The sequence below is a fragment of the Delftia acidovorans NBRC 14950 genome (genome assembly GCF_001598795.1).
Taxonomy (GTDB): domain Bacteria; phylum Pseudomonadota; class Gammaproteobacteria; order Burkholderiales; family Burkholderiaceae_C; genus Comamonas; species Comamonas acidovorans.
This window is the reverse complement of sequence record NZ_BCZP01000038.1, coordinates 24,403-41,634: the sequence shown is the minus strand read 5'-3', so window position 1 is coordinate 41,634 and position 17,232 is coordinate 24,403. Positions and strand designations below refer to the sequence as shown.

The 17,232-nt window shown below is 64.6% G+C and carries 29 protein-coding genes; 8 read left to right on the top strand and 21 right to left on the bottom strand.

What is annotated here, in order from left to right:
• Nucleotides 1-1,660, bottom strand: a 1,660-nt coding sequence (locus tag DA1_RS27440; protein ID WP_062794185.1) for a DNA cytosine methyltransferase, incomplete at its 3' end; no start/stop codon positions are given.
• 209 nt (nt 1,661-1,869) lie between these two features.
• On the opposite strand from DA1_RS27440, the gene DA1_RS27435 reads away from it, so the two are divergent.
• Nucleotides 1,870-2,727: a hypothetical protein gene (locus tag DA1_RS27435; protein WP_034394568.1), complete on the top strand. Its 858-nt coding sequence runs from the start codon at nt 1,870-1,872 to the stop codon at nt 2,725-2,727.
• Between the two features lie 146 nt (nt 2,728-2,873).
• Here the strand turns inward: DA1_RS27435 and DA1_RS27430 are convergent, their stop codons facing one another.
• The 20 genes from DA1_RS27430 to DA1_RS27340 form a co-directional block, all read right to left on the bottom strand.
• Nucleotides 2,874-3,164, bottom strand: a complete 291-nt coding sequence (locus DA1_RS27430) for an H-NS histone family protein (protein ID WP_034394566.1) — start codon at nt 3,162-3,164, stop codon at nt 2,874-2,876.
• A 52-nt stretch (nt 3,165-3,216) separates the two neighbouring features.
• Nucleotides 3,217-3,870, bottom strand: a complete 654-nt coding sequence (locus DA1_RS27425; RefSeq protein ID WP_034394564.1) for a hypothetical protein — start codon at nt 3,868-3,870, stop codon at nt 3,217-3,219.
• Nucleotides 3,860-4,084: a hypothetical protein gene (locus DA1_RS27420; RefSeq protein ID WP_034394561.1), complete on the bottom strand. Its 225-nt coding sequence runs from the start codon at nt 4,082-4,084 to the stop codon at nt 3,860-3,862. Before DA1_RS27420 ends, DA1_RS27425 begins: the two co-directional genes overlap by 11 nt.
• Nucleotides 4,081-5,139, bottom strand: a complete 1,059-nt coding sequence (locus DA1_RS27415; RefSeq protein WP_034394558.1) for a recombinase RecT — start codon at nt 5,137-5,139, stop codon at nt 4,081-4,083. Before DA1_RS27415 ends, DA1_RS27420 begins: the two co-directional genes overlap by 4 nt.
• Nucleotides 5,136-5,942, bottom strand: coding sequence for a lambda exonuclease family protein (locus tag DA1_RS27410; protein WP_034394555.1), 807 nt, complete (start codon nt 5,940-5,942; stop codon nt 5,136-5,138). Before DA1_RS27410 ends, DA1_RS27415 begins: the two co-directional genes overlap by 4 nt.
• A gap of 79 nt (nt 5,943-6,021) precedes the next feature.
• Nucleotides 6,022-6,306 (bottom strand): hypothetical protein, encoded by a 285-nt coding sequence (locus DA1_RS27405; protein WP_034394552.1) that lies wholly within the window; start codon nt 6,304-6,306, stop codon nt 6,022-6,024.
• Nucleotides 6,303-6,518, bottom strand: a complete 216-nt coding sequence (locus DA1_RS27400) for a hypothetical protein (RefSeq protein ID WP_034394549.1) — start codon at nt 6,516-6,518, stop codon at nt 6,303-6,305. Before DA1_RS27400 ends, DA1_RS27405 begins: the two co-directional genes overlap by 4 nt.
• A complete protein-coding gene (locus DA1_RS27395; RefSeq protein WP_034394546.1) occupies nt 6,515-6,778 on the bottom strand; it encodes a hypothetical protein in 264 nt (87 codons plus the stop codon). Before DA1_RS27395 ends, DA1_RS27400 begins: the two co-directional genes overlap by 4 nt.
• Entirely contained in the window at nt 6,775-7,077 is a 303-nt protein-coding gene (locus tag DA1_RS27390; protein WP_034394542.1) for a hypothetical protein, read from the bottom strand. The genes DA1_RS27395 and DA1_RS27390 overlap by 4 nt, the downstream gene beginning before the upstream one ends.
• Nucleotides 7,065-7,880 (bottom strand): hypothetical protein, encoded by an 816-nt coding sequence (locus DA1_RS27385; RefSeq protein WP_051940875.1) that lies wholly within the window; start codon nt 7,878-7,880, stop codon nt 7,065-7,067. The genes DA1_RS27390 and DA1_RS27385 overlap by 13 nt, the downstream gene beginning before the upstream one ends.
• Nucleotides 7,877-8,020 carry a hypothetical protein gene (locus DA1_RS30755; RefSeq protein WP_155294287.1) on the bottom strand — a complete coding sequence of 48 codons (144 nt, stop codon included), beginning with the start codon at nt 8,018-8,020 and terminating at the stop codon, nt 7,877-7,879. The genes DA1_RS27385 and DA1_RS30755 overlap by 4 nt, the downstream gene beginning before the upstream one ends.
• A gap of 9 nt (nt 8,021-8,029) precedes the next feature.
• Entirely contained in the window at nt 8,030-8,551 is a 522-nt protein-coding gene (locus DA1_RS27380) for an HNH endonuclease (protein WP_051940872.1), read from the bottom strand.
• Between the two features lie 7 nt (nt 8,552-8,558).
• Nucleotides 8,559-8,756: a hypothetical protein gene (locus DA1_RS27375; protein ID WP_034394539.1), complete on the bottom strand. Its 198-nt coding sequence runs from the start codon at nt 8,754-8,756 to the stop codon at nt 8,559-8,561.
• Nucleotides 8,746-9,120 (bottom strand): hypothetical protein, encoded by a 375-nt coding sequence (locus tag DA1_RS27370; protein ID WP_034394536.1) that lies wholly within the window; start codon nt 9,118-9,120, stop codon nt 8,746-8,748. Before DA1_RS27370 ends, DA1_RS27375 begins: the two co-directional genes overlap by 11 nt.
• Nucleotides 9,117-9,476, bottom strand: coding sequence for a hypothetical protein (locus tag DA1_RS27365; protein ID WP_051940870.1), 360 nt, complete (start codon nt 9,474-9,476; stop codon nt 9,117-9,119). Before DA1_RS27365 ends, DA1_RS27370 begins: the two co-directional genes overlap by 4 nt.
• Nucleotides 9,477-9,761: 285 nt before the next feature.
• Nucleotides 9,762-10,049 (bottom strand): Arc family DNA-binding protein, encoded by a 288-nt coding sequence (locus DA1_RS27360; RefSeq protein WP_034394533.1) that lies wholly within the window; start codon nt 10,047-10,049, stop codon nt 9,762-9,764.
• A gap of 5 nt (nt 10,050-10,054) precedes the next feature.
• Nucleotides 10,055-10,414: a hypothetical protein gene (locus DA1_RS27355; RefSeq protein WP_230590874.1), complete on the bottom strand. Its 360-nt coding sequence runs from the start codon at nt 10,412-10,414 to the stop codon at nt 10,055-10,057.
• A 568-nt stretch (nt 10,415-10,982) separates the two neighbouring features.
• Nucleotides 10,983-11,690, bottom strand: coding sequence for a S24 family peptidase (locus DA1_RS27350; protein WP_051940867.1), 708 nt, complete (start codon nt 11,688-11,690; stop codon nt 10,983-10,985).
• A gap of 10 nt (nt 11,691-11,700) precedes the next feature.
• The gene (locus DA1_RS30750; protein ID WP_155294286.1) at nt 11,701-12,021 is read right to left on the bottom strand and encodes a hypothetical protein; all 321 of its coding nucleotides are present in this window, start codon (nt 12,019-12,021) and stop codon (nt 11,701-11,703) included.
• Nucleotides 12,022-12,058: 37 nt separating this feature from the next.
• Nucleotides 12,059-12,727 carry a hypothetical protein gene (locus tag DA1_RS27340; RefSeq protein WP_155294285.1) on the bottom strand — a complete coding sequence of 223 codons (669 nt, stop codon included), beginning with the start codon at nt 12,725-12,727 and terminating at the stop codon, nt 12,059-12,061.
• A gap of 24 nt (nt 12,728-12,751) precedes the next feature.
• On the opposite strand from DA1_RS27340, the gene DA1_RS27335 reads away from it, so the two are divergent.
• From DA1_RS27335 to DA1_RS27310, 7 genes are read left to right on the top strand one after another with little or no spacing between them, the layout of a single operon-like run.
• Nucleotides 12,752-13,285 (top strand): hypothetical protein, encoded by a 534-nt coding sequence (locus DA1_RS27335; protein WP_034394524.1) that lies wholly within the window; start codon nt 12,752-12,754, stop codon nt 13,283-13,285.
• On the top strand, nt 13,278-13,427 hold the full coding sequence (locus tag DA1_RS31095) for a hypothetical protein (RefSeq protein WP_016449961.1): 150 nt from the start codon (nt 13,278-13,280) through the stop codon (nt 13,425-13,427). Before DA1_RS27335 ends, DA1_RS31095 begins: the two co-directional genes overlap by 8 nt.
• On the top strand, nt 13,424-14,383 hold the full coding sequence (locus DA1_RS27330) for a hypothetical protein (protein WP_051940865.1): 960 nt from the start codon (nt 13,424-13,426) through the stop codon (nt 14,381-14,383). The genes DA1_RS31095 and DA1_RS27330 overlap by 4 nt, the downstream gene beginning before the upstream one ends.
• Nucleotides 14,380-15,774: a replicative DNA helicase gene (locus DA1_RS27325; protein WP_034394521.1), complete on the top strand. Its 1,395-nt coding sequence runs from the start codon at nt 14,380-14,382 to the stop codon at nt 15,772-15,774. The genes DA1_RS27330 and DA1_RS27325 overlap by 4 nt, the downstream gene beginning before the upstream one ends.
• Before the next feature lie 11 nt (nt 15,775-15,785).
• The gene (locus tag DA1_RS27320; protein WP_034394516.1) at nt 15,786-16,262 is read left to right on the top strand and encodes a RusA family crossover junction endodeoxyribonuclease; all 477 of its coding nucleotides are present in this window, start codon (nt 15,786-15,788) and stop codon (nt 16,260-16,262) included.
• Nucleotides 16,259-16,717, top strand: a complete 459-nt coding sequence (locus tag DA1_RS27315; RefSeq protein ID WP_034394513.1) for a recombination protein NinB — start codon at nt 16,259-16,261, stop codon at nt 16,715-16,717. Before DA1_RS27320 ends, DA1_RS27315 begins: the two co-directional genes overlap by 4 nt.
• Nucleotides 16,714-17,169, top strand: a complete 456-nt coding sequence (locus tag DA1_RS27310) for a hypothetical protein (RefSeq protein ID WP_034394510.1) — start codon at nt 16,714-16,716, stop codon at nt 17,167-17,169. The genes DA1_RS27315 and DA1_RS27310 overlap by 4 nt, the downstream gene beginning before the upstream one ends.
• Nucleotides 17,170-17,232: the final 63 nt, after the last annotated feature.

Below are 17,232 nucleotides of genomic sequence, written 5' to 3'. Positions count from 1 at the left end.
AGAGCTCGCGCGGCACCAGCATGCGCAGCGTGATGTCCACGATCACCCAGGGCTCGCCCTTGAGCCAGACCGTCACGAGCGCTAGGCGGTCGCGCGTGGTGATGGTGGTCATCGGGTCGCGCAGGTCCGCCCACTGGCCGCCGCTGGCGTGGTAGCGCATCAGGAAGGCTGCGCAGCGCAGGGCGCCGGCTTCCTGCTCAGGCGACAGGTGGTACTGGACCAGGCCAAAGCGTGTCGCACCAGCGAGGACTGTCTGTGCAGGGTCTCGCAGATCGCTGCCTATCGCGTTCTGGCCGAGCGCCGTGAGGTGGGCGGCGATCAGCTGCTGCTGGCTGCCGCTGGTGGTCACGGTCGTTACAGGGTCGCGCAGGTCGCGTGCTGGCGTGCTGTTGAATCCGCCATTGGCCTGGACCATGAACGCGGATGCCAGACTCTGCCCGCCGCCGCTGGCCGTCACGGTGCCCAGCGGCCCCCGGATGTCGTTGGCCCCATGGCTCCAGCGCTTGCCGCCGTCCTTGCCCTCGCCGTGCCCGGCCTGCACCAGGTATGCCGAGCTGACGGCGTGTTTAATGCCGCCGGCCACGGCCGTGCCCAGGGGCTGGGACAGATCCAGCACGCGCGGTGCTTGGCCCTTGGCCTCGCCGTAGCCCATCTGGATGAGGGTCGGTGACACCAGGGCACGGCACCCGCCTTTCTCCGTGGCGATGGTGCTCATGGGTCGGTCGAGCTTTTCGATTTTCCCGCCATGGGCCATGTTCACGATGAACGGCTGGGGGCTGTTCAGCACGAACTTGTCCAGGCCATGCGCGATCCGCCGCATGGTGGCCGGCGCCAGTTCCTTCTTGCGCCCGAAGATGCTTTGCCCGGGGATGCTCCAGTCGATGCACTCGGCTGCCTGGCGGAATGGCTTCTGGCCCGCCTTCGGATGCTTCCAGTGCGTCTGCGCTGGCCACACGATGGGCAGGCCGTCGCGGCGGGCGATCAGGTACAGCCGTGTGCGGGTGCTGCGAGAGCCCAGGGTGGCGTTGCAGATCACCCGCCATTCCACCTTGTAGCCCAGGTCGCGCAGCGCCTGGATGAAGTGGCGCCAGTTGCGGCCCTTGTGCTTGGGGTCTGGCACCAGGAACTGATTGCCGCGCGGCACCACCTCGCCGGGTTCGGCTACGCGGAAGGTGGCTTTGCCCGTGGCAGGGTCCGTGATGCGGTCCAGCGTGATGACGCGGCCCGTGGCGGGGTCGCGCTTCGCAATCAGCGGGGACCACTGCATCATCTGTTCGACGTTCTCCAGCGTGATGACATCGGGCTGGGTCTTGCCGGCCCAGCGGATGACGATCCATGCGAGCGACCGGACTTCCCCGTTGCGGGGCTGGCCGCCCAGGGCCTGACTGTGGTGCGTGCAGTCGGGCGATGCGTGAAGCAGGCCCACAAGCTCGCCGCGTGTCACAGCGAGGGGGTCCACTTCTCGGATGTCGGAACGGTAGTGCCTGGTCTGCGGATGGTTGACCTCGTGCATGCCGATGGCGTCAGCATCGTGGTTGATGGCGACATCAACGGGTCGGCCGATGGCCTGCTCGATGCCTGTCGATGCGCCGCCGCCGCCGGCAAACAGGTCGATCACCAGCTTTGCCGCGAGGGGCAGGAGAAATTGATTGGTGAGCATGCGGCTCCTCTAATTTGGACCAAAAAAATGCCCTCGCGGCATGACCGGGAGGGCTTCGGGGGAGGACCTAACTCGCTCTGTCGGAGTTGGCAGGCGGATAGGTTGCTTAGATCCGATTCGTTGAGGTGTTTGAAATCAGATATCGGATTGCGTGGGTTGCCAGCTATAGTCAGGCGACTTTGTGTAGCTCAAATATCAATGGAGTTGTGATGAATCGCTTTGTTCGTAGTTTGGTATTTTCTGCCTTCGCGTCTTGTCTGGCTGCTCCTGCAATGGCGGCGCTGCCTGATTCGGGTATGTGGGCGATTGATGGAGAGCTGAACGGCAAGCCAGGGCGCGGAATTCAGATTGACAGGCAAAGCGGGTTGAATGTCATCGTCACCTACTACGGCTATAGGACGGACGGGTCGGCACTCTTCCTGCAAGCGGCAGGCCAGTTGAAGGACGAAAAGATCTTCGAGGGGGAGTTGACCGAATACCAGGGCGGTCGTGTGCTGGGAGGGCCGGCGCAGAACGGCGAAGTTGTCCAAGTCGTGGGCCCTGTTCGCATCGTCTTCGACACCGAGGCATCAGCGTCCATCACACTCCCTGGCGAAGCCACTCAAGTCATGAAGAGATTTCGCTTCGAAGACCATCTGAGCCGCCTCACTGAACATGGATTCAGCTACTTGACTACCCGGGAGATGGTCTACAAGGTGAAGCCACGATCGATCTTCATCTATGCAAAAAATGGAATTTTCCGGATGAATGAGGTGTTTGAAAACGGTCGCCTATGCTTTTATGAAGGCAACTTTGAGATGTCAGGGCAGTCTCTAAATTCGGCGGGTAGCCTTACCTGCGATGCCCCATCTTCTCGCCCGGGTATTAGCTCCTACAAAATAGAGAACCTCCGGGTTGACGAGTATGGCATCCTGGCCGGACGATTTACCTGGACCGGATGGGACTCGACAGGAAAGCCCCTGGGCGGCACCGAAAGCGTTGTCGGTGCCTGTCGTTTTATCGCGGAATTCCTGGGCCCCAGCCCTTGCCTCCACAGCGGAAATAGCTTTTACACAAAGCAGAATTAAGGCGATTCCTTGGAACCATGCCTCCAAGCGAGATGCAGTTTAAAGGCTGCATGAAAAGAAAAAGCCCCTGGCGCGCACCCAGGGGCTTGAGGCACCGCCTAGACTTGGCGCGCACCTCCTTGCTTGTTGTATCGGCAGCTCCTCGCCTAACTTTTGGCTGTTTCGATCAGAAACTGCTCGCGGTCCTTGCCCACGATCCAGTTCGGCGGCTTGCCCCTGCCGGTCCACGTCGCACCGGAGGCTGGGTCGCGATACTTCGGGGCGCCCACGCTGCCCTTGGCCTTGCCCTGGGGGAAGACATCGGCAGCGGTCAGGCCGTGTTCCTGGATCAGCGCGCGTGCTTCGGCCACAGCCTTCGCCTTGGCTTCGGCCTGTGCCTGGGCGATCTGGGCGTCGAGGGTGGCCTTCTGCTGCAGCAGGTCTTGATAGGTGGTCATGGATTTCCTTTCGTGGCGCCGCGCGGGCGCCGTGGGTGGTTCAGTGGATGGTTCAGGCCGGTTCGCCGGTCACGGCCGCCGCGAAGGCGTCTTCGGGCGTCTGCTGGTTGACCGGGTGGAACGGATCGGTAGGCGGCTCGTCGCGACCCTGGACCGGGAACGGGTTGTCCAGAGGCTGCTGCTCGCCGGCCAACTCGGGTGCGGTCAGCATGATGGGCACCTCGTTTTGCACCAGCAGGGCCAGCTTGCCCATGGCCTTTTCCGTCAGGTGGTTGGAACAGCGGACGCGGAACTTCACCTCGACGGTGCCGCCCTCGCGCGGCGTGAGCTTGAACCGGTCCACCTTGCAGTCGGCCAGCGGAATGTCGCTCGCGCCGCCCAGGCCATGGCCGATGGTGAGCGTGTAGCCTTCCAGATCCCAACTCCATTCGATGGGCCGCATGCTGGGGAAACGCAGGTTCGGCAGATCCGAGACCTGCTCGATCCCTTCCAGCGCCTGCTGCGCCCCGTCGCCAACTGCAGCAGCACTGCGGTGGTAGATGGCGGACAGCAGGTGCTCGTCGAACTGGCTCAGGATGCTGTTGGGCGCATCGATCTTGAAGAACAGGTCGGTAGCTGGATTCAGCTGGTTCGGCCCGTTTTTCTCGCTGCGCACGTTCACGTTCGTGAGCTTCGCGTTGGTGAACTCTTCGATTTCAAAGGCCATGGTGGTCCTCGGTGGTGGTGGTGGAAACATGGATGGGCTGGCCCAGGGCCTGGGCGGCGTACTCGCGGCCGAGCTTTTCGGCCTTCAGAGAGACGCGCAGGAATGCGCGGGCGACCTGCTCATGCGTGAAGTTGTCCGCGCCGATGGGCAGGCCCGTGATCAGGCCAGCCAGCCGAGCGGCGAACTCGGCGGCCGGGATGGTGGCGGCGGTCATGCCCCGGGCATTTCCGCGCGCAGGGCCTCGTACTTGGCGTTGAGGTTCTTCCGGTCTTCCTGGTCGGGCAGGTCGCCGATGAAGCTGGCCACCTCGTCCAGGCGCTCGGGAGTCTTGGCCTTCAGCATCTGCTGCAGCAGCTCGGGCGCGCTGTAGCCGATGGCGGCCGGCTGGGCTGGGGCCTGGGCGGGCGCGGGGTCGGCGCCTGCTTCGATCACGCCGTCCTGCTGCTGGTCGTCGCTGTGCGGCATGTCGTCCGGCATCATCGTGAACTCGCCGTCGATGATCGTGCTGGTGTCCAGGTTCTGGTCCTTGCCGGCCTCGGCCATGCCATCCAGCGCGGCGGCGGTCTGGAACTCGATGGACAGCGGCAGGTACTTGGCCAGGCGGCGGATGACGGTCTTGCGGCCCATCTCCGTGAAGTTGTCCTTCCAGGGGCCATAGTTGCCCTTGCTCTGGGTGCCGCGCATGATCTGCTCGACCTGCAACCGGCTCATGAACTCGAAGCAGTGGCCGCCGTCCTTGAGCTTGGCTACAGCGTAGAAGCCGATGACCTCGCCGCGCTCGCCCATGGCCGGCCGGTGCTCCAGCTTCTCGTCCAGGCCATAGACCAGGTCGAAGGTGTCCTGCTCGCAGACCTCATGCGCGGCGATGCTCATGATCTGGCCGCTGCGCCGGGCAAGGTCGATCAGGCCCTTGTAGCCGATGATCACCTGCACGCTCTTGACCCAGCGCTCGACGCCCGTGACCTTGTCCTTGCGCTTCGTATTGAAGGGCACGAGGTAGGCGTGTCCCAGAACAGTGTTTGGCTCCAGGCCCATCTGCGCGCACTGGCCGATGGCGCCCACCAGACTGGCCACATCGCACCGCGCCAGGTCGGGTGTGGTGGTGGCGGCTATCTGGGCAACCTTGAGCAGCCGCTCGGCGTTGAGGTGCTTGGGCAGCATCTTGGCGATCTCGGCGCCGCGCTTCTTCAGGTGATAGGCGATTGCGTCTTTCGGCGCGGCCGGGACTGGGTTGTTGGCAGCGGGCGCCGGGGGGATGTTGGTGGTCATGCATGCTCCTGGGTGTTGCCGCGCAGGGCGGTTTCGTACTGGTCCACCAGCTGCTTGAACTGCAGCAGCTCGGCTTCCATGGTTTCGATGTAGTCGTCGTCGCGTGGCACGCGCCAGCGGGTGAAGTCGCGGCCCACGGGGGCCAGGGCCGGGCAGTAGATGCAGAAGTCCCACCAGCGGCGGCCGGTGATCCACATCCCGCCCTGCACCTGGTCCATGAACTCGCTGATGTCGTTGTCCAGCAGGCTGGCGCGCAGGCGCAGCGGGTCGATGAGGCACTTGTATTCGGCGCCGCCGTCCGGCTCGATCAGGCCGTCGGCGCTGGCCCCGAAGAAGCGGTCGGGCGTCGTGATGAAGCCGCAGGGCAGCACCTCGACGCCGGCATGCACCTCGTGCGCGGCGCGCGCCATGGGCTCCAGCTCGTGCCCGCGCCGCATGGCGTAGGTCTCGAAGCCTTCGTCCAGCGGTTCGCGGCTTCCGCGCTCGATGGCCAGGCGCAGGGCGTAGCTCTTGGCGGCCTCGCTGAAGTCGCCGATGGGCAGACCCGCGATGGCGCGCTGCACGGTCTCGGTGAGCTTGGGGCGGGTCTTGTAGCCGGCCTGGGCCGCCGCAGCATCCAGGGCCATGCCGGCGCGCATACCTGCCACCAGGGCGGCCTGCTGCTCCGTCAGGCCCCCAACGCGCTCGCGCGCCGTGGAGAACATGCTGGCCGTGATGACGCCGGCCCGGTCGCGCTTCCATTCGTCCGTGCCCTGGGCGCTGTAGTGAACGATGAACTGGGGGGCGTCGGCCAGCATGGTCATGCCAGCCCCGCCGCGATGCCGGCCAGGCCTGCGCAGATGGCGCTCAGGCCGAGCCAGAGGAAGAGGTGGAGCAGGGCGTTCATGGCGTGGCCTGCTCCTCGGCCTCCGCATCGGCCTTCTTGGCTGCCGCCACACGCTGCGCGTCCTCTTTGGCGACCACGTCCTGCACGAACTCCAGCACGGCCAGGGGGCGGTATTCCTGGGTGAGGTGGCCTTCACCGTGCACGCGCTTGATGGGCACAGGGAAGCCCTTGGGCTGCTGGCCGTTGCGCAAGGTGATGGACATGTAGACGTTGCGCAGGAGGTGGTTCACTGCCCCATTGGCCAGCAGCTGGATGTCGTCGTCGGCGTAGTACTTGCTCATGCTTTTTCTCCCATGAATTTCTTGAGTGCCTTCTCGGCCACATCGACCTCCCAGAAATGCCCCCATGACATGGGCTCTGGGTTGCCGAGGTAGCCGACGATTCCTGTGCTGCTCTGGGCGACCTCCAGCAGGCGCTGGAGCGCGAGCGCGAGGCCGCCGTTGATCTCGGCCATGCGCAGCAGTTCGTCGGTGTTGGGGTGCTCGCGCTTCATGAGCTGGGCTCCTTCTCGCGAGCGCGCAGCATGGCGTCGGCCTGCTGGTAAGCCCATTCAGCGCGCTCGTCAAACGAGAACTCCTCGGAGGCGTCTTGGCTGGTTGCATCGGCCTGCATGGCCAAGCCGGCGAAGTGGTCGCGCAGGCTGATACCCGTGTGCAGTTCTGTCGGGATGGGATCACCGCAGGCGTGGAGTGCGCCAGGAATCGGGAGGCGCACCGGATGGACGGGGCCGCCGTCTTTGAGTTTTTTGCTCATGGAATCTCCTTGTGGCAGACCAAGCTGCCGTTATCAAAAACAGGGGTGAGGCCCTCACAGGCCCGTGCTGCTGCGCGCGCCAGGCGCTGTTCCTGCGCCGTGGGCTGGGGCTGCTGCGCTTCGGCTTGGCTGCAGCCTGTGAGGGCCAGCAGGAGCAGTGCGGCCAGCACCATGAGCAGCCAGCCGCCTGGCACGCCATCGGCATCCGGCTCGTAAACCGGGCCAGGGGTCGAGCACTCGCGCAGGTAGCGGGCGTCGGGATCGGGGTTGAAGGGCTCTGCCGGGGTCACGCGCTGCATGGGGCGTCCTCCAATTGAGAAGGCCTCCCGGAGGAGGCCTGCTGAACACGCTTGAACTCGACTACCCAGACCCAGGGGTTCTGGACCCAGGAGTCGGGGCCGTTGATGGCGGTCCACAGGTGGCGGTAGCGCTTCGCGTAGGTGTCGCACTCCCAACAGTCCACATCGAGAATCACGCCGCCATTTCCGCCCAGCGCGTTGTGCAACCGGGTGCCGCCACACTTCGGGCACAGCTTCCAGTCCCGTTCGTAGCGCTCCGTTTCCAGCCTTTCACAGCCCTCGGCGTCAGCATCTGCTTCGCTGATGTCCTGCAGGCGCTCCACGCGCACGCCGGTGATCTCCAGCGAGATTCGGCTGGCAGCCCGGGGCATGTGGATCGCTGGTCGTTTAAACCATTTGGGCAGGGTGCCGCCGTCGCGTTTGCCCGCGAGAGGCTGAGGACGGTCACCGGCATATTGGTAGGCCTTGCCGCACTCCAGCGTCATGTCCACGAAGTGCCACTCGTCGCGGGCTTTCCTCGCGCTGAAGCGAGTCTCCCAGCGGCCCCAGGCATAGAAGGTCTCCCGCACCCAGAGCCTGTCGCGCATCCCTCCATAGGGCGACGTGAACTGAATTGCGCCTTCTTCGTCGCCGAAGGTGGTTCCGTTGTAGACCTGGCCGCGCTCCTGTGGGTCTGGCACTTCGACAACGTGGCTCAAGTTGTGGGCCATCGCTGGCTTGCAGATCCGGCGCGTCTGGGTCTTCGTGCCAGCCAGCAGGGCGCGAACCATACTTGCCGAAAACAGGATCGGTCGTTCTTTCATGGGCACTCCTTTGCAGCCAGCGCGGCGATCGCGATGGCAATGCGGAGCAGTTCGTCACCGCTCATGGGCATCAACTCCCCAGGCAGCCACTCGAAACCCGTCTCGTGCGAAATGATTTCTTTCATCTGTTCTTCAGTCATCACCTCTCCTCAGATTGCATCGGCGCAGTGCTGGAGCGCCTGGGGTTGTGCTTTGCTTCTCTCCGCATCGCGCATGCGAACCTTCTCCGCTACAGACAGGTGATTCACTCGCACATTGCATGCGCGGTGCATTAGCGCCTTGTTCGACAGGTGGTTGGGCCCACCGTGCGCGACAGCGACCAGATGCTCCACGGTGATGTCGTCGCCCAGCGGCTGGCCGCAGAGGAAACAGCAATCGCCATCGCGTGCCAGCAGAGAGCGGACCTCGGTGGTCGTCTTCTTGCTGCGCTTCGTGGAATCGCATCCGCGCCAGCTGCCTGCGGACAGGTGGCTTTTCCAGGCCGCTTCAGCTTCTCCAGTAAACGTCAGGGCGCCAGCGGCAGTCCTATAGACGATGCTGGTCTTGCTGTTCGACTTGAAGCGGATCAGCTCCCACTCGTTCGTGGTGGCCTGCACCTGCGCGCCGCGCTCAGCAAGCCATAGGGAGAACCGGCTGATCCGGTCCTTGAATGCCTTCAGGCTGTGGGCCATGGCGTCCTCAGATAGCGTCAGCGCTGAACTCCAGCGCCTGGGGTTGTTGGGCGAGCGCGGCGCGCAGGGCTTCGGGGGCCAGCGGCGCGGCGGGGGTGAGGCTGGCCACCAGAGCAAGCAGCCGGGATATTTCGGCCTGCTGCTCGCCGATCAGGTACTCGGCAATGGCCGGGTTCGCCGCGGCGCGGGCGGGGTCAACCTGCATTGCGGGCCTCCTGTTCCAGCGCGGCGGCCACGCCCTCGCTGCAGTGCTCGAGCGCGAAGTCCACCAGAGCGGTGTGCAGCTCGGCGGCGCTGGCTTGGCCGACCATCAGCCGCGAGAACACGGCGCGCACGGGCTCGTTGTCGCAGTCCAGGGCGTGCAGCAGCAGCTCGTCGGGCGACCAGCCGCCGTGCGGGCCGGATATGCGGGTCTCAAACCAGTCGGCGGGCTTCTTGAGACGCAGGCCGGCGCGGATCTCGCGATCAGCCTGGACAGACCAGTAGTCGCTGGCAGCCTCGTCGTCGCCCTGGCGCTGCACGTGGGCGTCCACAGCCAGGGCATCGAGGCATTGGGGGCGGGCGTTCATGGCATGGCCCTTCCGATCTCTGCGGCGGCTTGCACGATGGCGCGCCGTGTGTTGGCGTAGTCGCTGGGAATCACCCCTTCGGTCTCCACCGGCTTGCCGTCATCGGAGCCAGTGAACACTGAATCGAATGTTTCCTCACCCACACGCACGAACACCTGGCCCGACATGATGTGGTCGTTGTAGATGAACATCTGCAGCTTCACGGCGAGCCGCAGCGAATCGCCATCGTCGGCCAGCGGGTACCACCAGCCGCGTTGCTCCTGGCGCGCTGGGAATCCCAGCGCCTCGCAGAATTCGCCGTGCAACTCGACGCCAGCCGCCTTGGCCGCCAGCATCTGCAATTCCTTGTCGTCCATGCGACCTCCTTGCGGCCCGCAGGCCAGAAACGAAAAAGGCCCGGAGCGGTGAAGCTGCGGGCCAATGGAAAAAGCCGGCGCCATTGCTGGCACGCCTGGGGAGTTGGAAGGGGAGGGAGGAGATAGTCCCCCAGGGCCCGGCTGGAAAAGGGTGGTGAAGGTCGATGGAGCCGGGTCAGAACCCACTCCTAGGTTGATTTGCCAAATGGCTCCAGCTCCATCGCGGCGGCGTCCTGGGGGCAGGGCGCCTGCGTGATGGGCCTCGGCGCGTGGCCGAGGGGTGTATCAATCGAGCGCTGTCAATGCGCTCTGTCGGGATTGCTCAGCCTGCGCCCGCGCCATGTCGCGCAGCTCTCGCAGGTAGCCGGCCATCTCGGCCAGCACCGGCTGCGCCTCCGGCTGCTCTGCGGCGAAGTCCTCGCCCAGGGTCTGGGCCAGGCGGTGGACGATCTCGGCGTTGAGGCTGCGGCCGCTTTCCCGCGCCGCCTGTTCAATTCGCTCCCGCATCTTCGGCAGCATGCGCAGGCCGAGCGGGGCAATCTGCCCGGTGGGCGCGGTGGTGGTCCTGGCCATCCCTATCACAGCGCCAGGCGCCGCTCCAGGTCCTGCAGGGCCGCGCAGTCCTCGCGCAACTCGGTGGCCAGGTCATTGAGTCGGCGCACCAGAGGAGTGGGGGATGCAGGCTCGGCTTCGTGCGCACTGCCCTCGGCAGAGACGCCGGCCGCCGACAGCACAGGCTCCAACCGGCCGGAAATGCGCCTGATAGTGTTCTGCAAGTCCTCCATGCCTGCATCGATCCGGCTGAGCGCGGCTTCGACCTGACTGACTGGAATGGCGGCTGCCTGGGTGCCCTCATAGAGCGCTCCAATGCCTGCTGTAGCGAGGGCGGATTGGGCGGCCTGTGCTTGGCGCAGGCCTGTGGGAGCTGAAACGGTCACGGTGGTCTCTCCTGTGGTGGTGGCGGAAACAGAAAAGGCCTCCCGCATCGAGAAGCCTCTTTTGTTTCGCCCCGATGCGCTCGGGGAGGGCGTTGATCTGGGCTTTTCTTTTCTTGGCATCCCAGTTCATGCCTCACTCCCGTTTTCTTGACCCAGGAGGCGGTTCGCAGTGCAGCGGTAGCTCGCCTGCTGCCGGCTCAAGTCCGGCATACATGCGGCGCCATATCTCGTTCGCGATGCCTGATCCCATCCAGGGGCAGAGCGCTACTAGCCTTCGCACCGGCAGGTTTAGGAATCCATCCGCGCCATGCCCGCGGTGCCCTGTCTTTACCCAGCCGTGCTTGCTGCAAGAGCCAGAGCGCGCCGGTCGATGCCGTGGTGCCCAACAGCCCTGGCGCTGATGCGCTGTGTGGGCTGCTGGGATTTATTATCAGCGGCGCTGGTATGTGTGTCAACCAGCGCCGCTGATTTTTATTTCCTGTGCGCTGGTAGTTCTTGCGAATGGACGAAAAAAAACCCGCGAGGTGCGGGTCTTTTGAGCTGGAGTGGAACGAGTGGGGCGGTAGGTTCAGAGCATGATGCCGGCCCAGACAGCCCGCCCAATTACCTCGAAATCATCGCCTTCTTGGTACATGACCTGCTTGGGTTTGAAGCTCGGGTTTTCAGCAATCGCAAGGACGCCTGCCCCGGGAACGTTCTGTAGGCGCTTGATTAGCAATTCGCCGTCAGCACGGAACGCGTAGAAGTCTCCGTTCAGACGCTCTTTGTCTCCTCGGTCCACCAAGACGATAGAGCCGTCGGGAATCTTCGGCTCGTTGCTGTGTCCCTTGGCATCCACCACGACGGCATTTGCCTGGGAGACACCCGCTCTCTTCAGGAAGTCGGTGCGGAACACCAGGGCGGGCTTGTCGGCAGCGACGTAGGCCACCTTGCCCGAACCATTTGCGAAGCGCACGTTTGCATATCGAACTGACGTGTATTCGTCGCTTGATGGCGGTGGGGGAGGCGTCAGCTCGGCGATCTGTGCTGCGGGGGCTGCCAGACGGGGGCTGAAGTCCTCGATGCGGCAGCCCAAGCCAGCAGCGAAGCCCGCCGCCGCTTTCAGGCTGAGGGCCGATGTGCCGCTCAGGAAGTTGCTGACGGCGGTCTGCCCGCCGATCCCGAACTCTGCGCCGAACTCCTTCTGGTTTCTGGGCTTGACCCTGTTCCAGATTTCACGCAGGGCCCGCGCCTCTTCGCGGTGCTCGTCCGTGACTATGGCTTTCTTGCTACTCATGGCTCAAGTATCAGGCGCGCTGGTTTTGATCGATCAGCGCCGCTGGTTGACTGTCAAACCAGCGGCGCTGATAATGAGCGTCATGCAGACACTCAAACCCATCCGGTCGCTCCTGGGGGTGACCCAAAAAGAGCTTGGCGTTGGCATCGAATGCAGCCAAGGAAACATCGCCAACTACGAATCCGGGCAGCAGTCCATGCCCGTGCATGTCGCGCTTCGGCTGATTGATTTCTCCCTTGGTCGCGGGCTTGTGGTGAGCCTTGATCAGGTCTACGGGCGAGAGCCCCTGCCAGTACCCGCCCCCCAGCCAGGCACTCAGGAGGCGGGCCATGCATGACGCGTGGCGCCAGATGCTAACGGCCTGCGCTTCAGTAGAGAAGTGGCTGAGTCGAGGCCTGCGGAAGCCGTTCTCCAAAGTAAATCGAGTGCTTGCTCTCCACAGGGCAGTAGAGGCGGCTCGGCTCACTTACCGTCGCCTCCTTGTACTGAAGTGGCGTTTTGCGGCCCGCGCTGTGGCACGAGCTACAAAAGTTGGGGCGGCGCTCCACCGGCTTCTCCGCGTCCTCTATACGAACCTGCACCCATTTGCCAATTGGTATTTCGGCCAAGTCGTACTTGGCGTCATCAGCGATCTGGCGTTTCAGGTCTTCAAGACCTCTTTCCGCATTGGCCAACTTCATTCGGAGTGCCTGCGCCTCGAATTCGAGGCCGTGCAGCTTCTCCATCTGGGAAAAGCCCATGGCTGAGGCATCCCACAGCTTCTGCCGAAGCTCCGACATTGCTTCGCTGACCTTCGCATCGTCGCGTGCTGCGATGCCCACGGCCACAAGCTCGTATGCGCCTTTCGCGGCAACCAGTAACTCTGGAATGTTCATGTCCGCCCCTCTCGGGAATGGTTGTGTAAGAACTTCCATTCTGCCCCGAGAGGTGGCGGGCACCCCTTCGCTGCCGGCCCGCCGCTGCGCCAGCCCATACAGCAACGCATCCAGCTCCCTGCGGCTGACGTCCCATTCGTCGTCCAGGGCCTCGTCCTCCACGACCACCACAGCCAGGACAAAGACATGAACCAGAACTACCCCATGCCGCAGTACGCGCGCAGCCGTAATCCAGAGCTGGACTTCACGCACATGCGCGTGAACCTGCACAGCTTCACGGCCAACATGCTGGAGGCCGAACTGCACAGCCGCCTGCGCTATGCCGACCCGCGCACCAGCCGCAACCAGATCATCACCGAGGTCCTGGACGACTGGGCCAACCGCTGCTGGAACGAATCGAAGATGAAGGTGGGCCTGGTGCCCGAGAACCCCTTCGAAGTCGTGCAGGTCCGCCTGCGCCCGGGCCGGGACGTCGAGAGCGACTATGTCGAGGTGCGGGCTTCGGTGCGCACGTTCACGCTGGACGTGATCGAGGCCTACGTTCGCAACCTGAACGAGAGCGTGGACCCCGACGCCAGCCGCGGCGCGGTGATTCGTCAGATCCTGAACTGCTGGGCTGTTGAGCAATGGCATAGGTCCAGTATCACGATGGCCCGCGTGCCCAGCAATCCATTCAGCGCGGCATCGGCTCCCCGGGGCGAGGAGGGCGGCAATGTCTGAAGTCGTCAGCCTCGACCGCATCAAGGCCCTGGCGGCTGCCGCGCGCGCTGCTGGCCAGCCCCTGGAACAGGCATGCCCTTGGCCAGCCACGACACCCGCTGGCCAGGCCTTCGCTGCCGCCTATGAAGGGCGCGCGCAGTGATCGATACCGATATCCCCAAAGCCGCCCGCGCGCCAAGTCGCTACCGCAAGGTCGAGGTGCGCACCTGGGGCGACGAGAAATTCCGCCGCCTGTCAGCGATGCCGCCCTGCGGGCAGGGCCTGTGGCTCTTTCTGATCACCGGCCCCCACACAGGCCCCATTCCCGGTTTGTTCCGCGCTGGCCGTGCTGCTATGGCCGAGGAACTGGATTGGGATCTGGAAGCCTTTGACAAAGCCTTCCGGGAAGTCTTCCAACAAGGGATGGTGAAAGCCGACTTCAAAGCCCGCGTCATGTGGGTTCCGAACGCCATCAAGCACAACCGGCCCGAGTCCCCCAACGTGGTCAAGAGCTGGGCTGCTGAATTCGACCTGATCCCCGAATGCGACCTGAAGCGCGAGGCCCTGGAGCACCTGAGAGCCAGTGTTCATGCGCTCGGAGAGGCTTTCGGGAAGGCTTTCGATGAGACTTTCGGAAAGGCTTCCCCGAAGGCTATGCCTAATCAGGAACAGGAACAGGAACAGGAACAGGAACAGGAACAGGAAAAGAAAGAGCCTAACGGCTCTGTCGGCAGCGCCGACGACCAGCCCGGCGAAACCGCACCTGGCAAGCCTGGACTGCCGAACTGCCCGGTTCAGGACCTGGTTGACCTCTACCACGAAGTCCTGCCCGAACTGCCGAAGGTTCGCCTGCTCAACGATGGCCGCCGCAAGGCCGTGGGCAAGCTCTGGAAGTTCGTCCTGACAAGCAAGAAATCCGACAACACGCCCCGCGCGGAGACCGCTGAGCAGGCTGTGACCTGGTTCCGCGAGTACTTCGGCCGTGCCCGCGACAACGACTTCCTTATGGGCCGCGGCTACCGCAGCGGAGAGCACGCCAGCTGGCAGTGCGATCTCGACTTCCTGCTCAGCGAAAAGGGCATGAAGCACGTCATCGAAAAAACGAGGACCACAGCATGAACGCCCGCTCCATGCCCCCCCTGGACGAAGATTTCGACGGCGCCGTCGCGGTGCCGCTGGCCAGCTACGAGGCTGAGCACGCTGTCCTGGGCTCCCTGCTGCTGAGCAGCGCCCTGTACGACGTGGTGGGCGACATCCTGCAGCCTGCGGACTTCGCCGACGAGACCCACGGCGCGATCTACGGCGCCATCTCCGCGCTGGCCGTGGCCGCCAAGGCTGTGGACCCGCTGACCGTGCACGAGCAGCTGCGCTGCGCGGTGGAGCTGAAGTACCTGCACGACCTGACGGAGGCCGGCTCCGTCTCGGGCTCCTCGGCCCGACGCTACGCCGAAATCGTCCGGGAGCGTGCGCTGAGCCGCCAACTGCTGGGCGTGGTGGACAAGGCCCGCGAGCTGGCGCGCGACCATGCTGTGCCCATCGGTGACCGGATCGAGCAGGTGTCGGCGCAGCTGGCAGGCCTGGTGCAGGACGGCCCAGGAGACGAGTGGGTCAGCTCCGACGCCGGCATGGTCGAGTTCCTGAGCGAGCTGGACGAGCGCTGTGTCGGCATCGAGGAGCCGTTCCTCCCAACGGGCCTCCGCGATCTGGACCACATCCTCGATGGCGGGACACGGCCTGGCGACTACGTCGTGATCGGCGCGCGGCCATCGATGGGCAAGACTGCGCTGGCGGCCACCATCGGCATGCACGCAGCCAAGCTGGGGCAGACCGTGGCCATGTTCTCGCTGGAAATGTCGCGGGCATCGCTGTACGAGCGCCAGGTCGCAATGGAGTCCGAGGTCTCCCTGAGCCTGATCCGCAGGCCCAAGGGGCGCATGCTGGACAACGACTTCCATGCTGTGACCGCTGCGGCCGAGCGTATTCGAAAGCTGCCGTTCTACGTCAACGATCGCACCGGCTTGAACATCAACACGCTGCGCACCAAGGCCCGCGCCCTGAAGCGCAGGCACGGCCTGCGGCTGCTGATCGTGGACTACCTGGGCCTGATGGAGCCCACGAACCCGAAGGACAACCGGACGGCGCAACTCGGGGAGATCTCTCGCAACCTGAAGAAGCTGGCCAAGGAGCTGGGCATCACCGTGCTGCTGCTGGTCCAGCTGAACCGCGAGGTCGAAAAGCGCGTGGACCAGATGCCAATGATGTCCGACCTGCGCGAGTGTGGCGACGTCGAGCAGGACGCCGACATCATCATTTTTCCGCACCGCCCCATCCACCTGAAGCCCAGCCTGGGCGACGCCTGGCGGTACTACGCCTGCCTGCGTGTGGCCAAGCAGCGCGGCGGCGCAACGGGCGATCTGAACCTCAAGTACACGGGCCACCTGGTCCGCTTCGAGAACTGGAACGGCGAGAAGCCGAGCACCACCCCTGGCCGTTCGGCCGACTTCGAGTGAAAGCCCCATCCATGATCACCCTCACTCTCCCGTACCCCATCAGCGCGAACCGCTACTGGCAGACCCGCGTGATCCGCAAGGGCTCGGCCAGCATGGCCATGACCTACGTTTCGACCGAGGCGAAGGAATTCAAGGAAAAGGTGGGCTGGCTGGCCAGGGCCGCGGGCGTGCGCAGCCCCATCGCCGGCCGCGTGGCCATCGCCTACACCCTGCACCCGCACCGGCCCCAGGACTGGGCGCGCCGCGCGAAGCGCGACCCCATGGCATGGGACGACACCGTGCAGTGCATCGACCTGGACAACGCCCAGAAGGTGCTGCTGGACGCGCTCAAGGGCGTGGCCATCGAGGACGACCGCTGGGTGCGCAGCATCAACGCCCAGCGTGGCGAGCCCGTGGAGGGCGGCAAGCTGGTCGTGACCATCACATCGCTGGCCGTGGCCACCGCGCCCGTGCCGGAGCAGGGTGACCTGCTGGGAGCGCTGGCATGAGCGAACACCTCACCGTCCTGCTCAAGACGCCCGAGCAGGGGCATATCGCCATCCTCAGCGCCTGGCGGCAGATCAAAGGCTGGCTGCGCGAGGGAAAGCGCCTGGTGCTGGAGATCCGGCCCGAGTGCAGGGAGGAGCGCCACAGCCGCCACTTCCACAGCCAGATCCGCCAAATCAGCCAGCAGCTGGGTGGCGACCTCGCCAACGTGGAGGACGCCAAGCGCATCCTGATCAGCGCCTTCCGCGTGGACACGCTGGACGATGTGCAGTTTCGCGACGAGTGGGTACGCCTGGGCGAGATGCGGATGGGCCGTGGCCTGCGCGGTGAGGTCGTGATGCTGGGCGTGCCCACGAAGAAGTTCTCGAACAAGCTGGCCAAGGGCTTCGTCGAATGGCTCTATGCCTTCGGCACCGAGGCCGGCGTGGTGTTCAAACCGTGGGACGACCGGCCATGAAGCGCCATCACCAACACCGCGCGCCGGCCCCACTGCCGAAGTTCTGGCGACCCAAGCTGGCCGAGTCCACGAAGGTCGAAGCCAAACTCGTGCACCACGACCTGCTGCAGACTATCGCCCAGGGAGGCGCCACCTATGCGCACCTACTCGACTGGATCGAGACCGGCACGACCTACAGCCGAATGATGTGGCTGCTCCAGCAGGACGGCGAGCCGCTGACCGAGGAGGCCGCCCAGACCGTCAATGCGCAGCTGGAACTGTACGAACCGGTGTGCGCCCGCTGGGCACGCTGGGGGAAGGTGCAGCTGACGCAGCCAGAGCTGGAAATCGCGCTGCAAGCTACCCAGGTGTTCGACCAGTTGCTGGAGATCGACCGCAACGGCATCGCCGTGGAGGCCGCGCACTGGTCGATGAAGGAGATGCTGAAGTTCCGGCAGATCCGGCCCGGATAAAGGAAAGCCCGCGCGAGGCGGGCGATCCCGGACTGATGTCCTGAGCAAGCAACAGTTTACCGG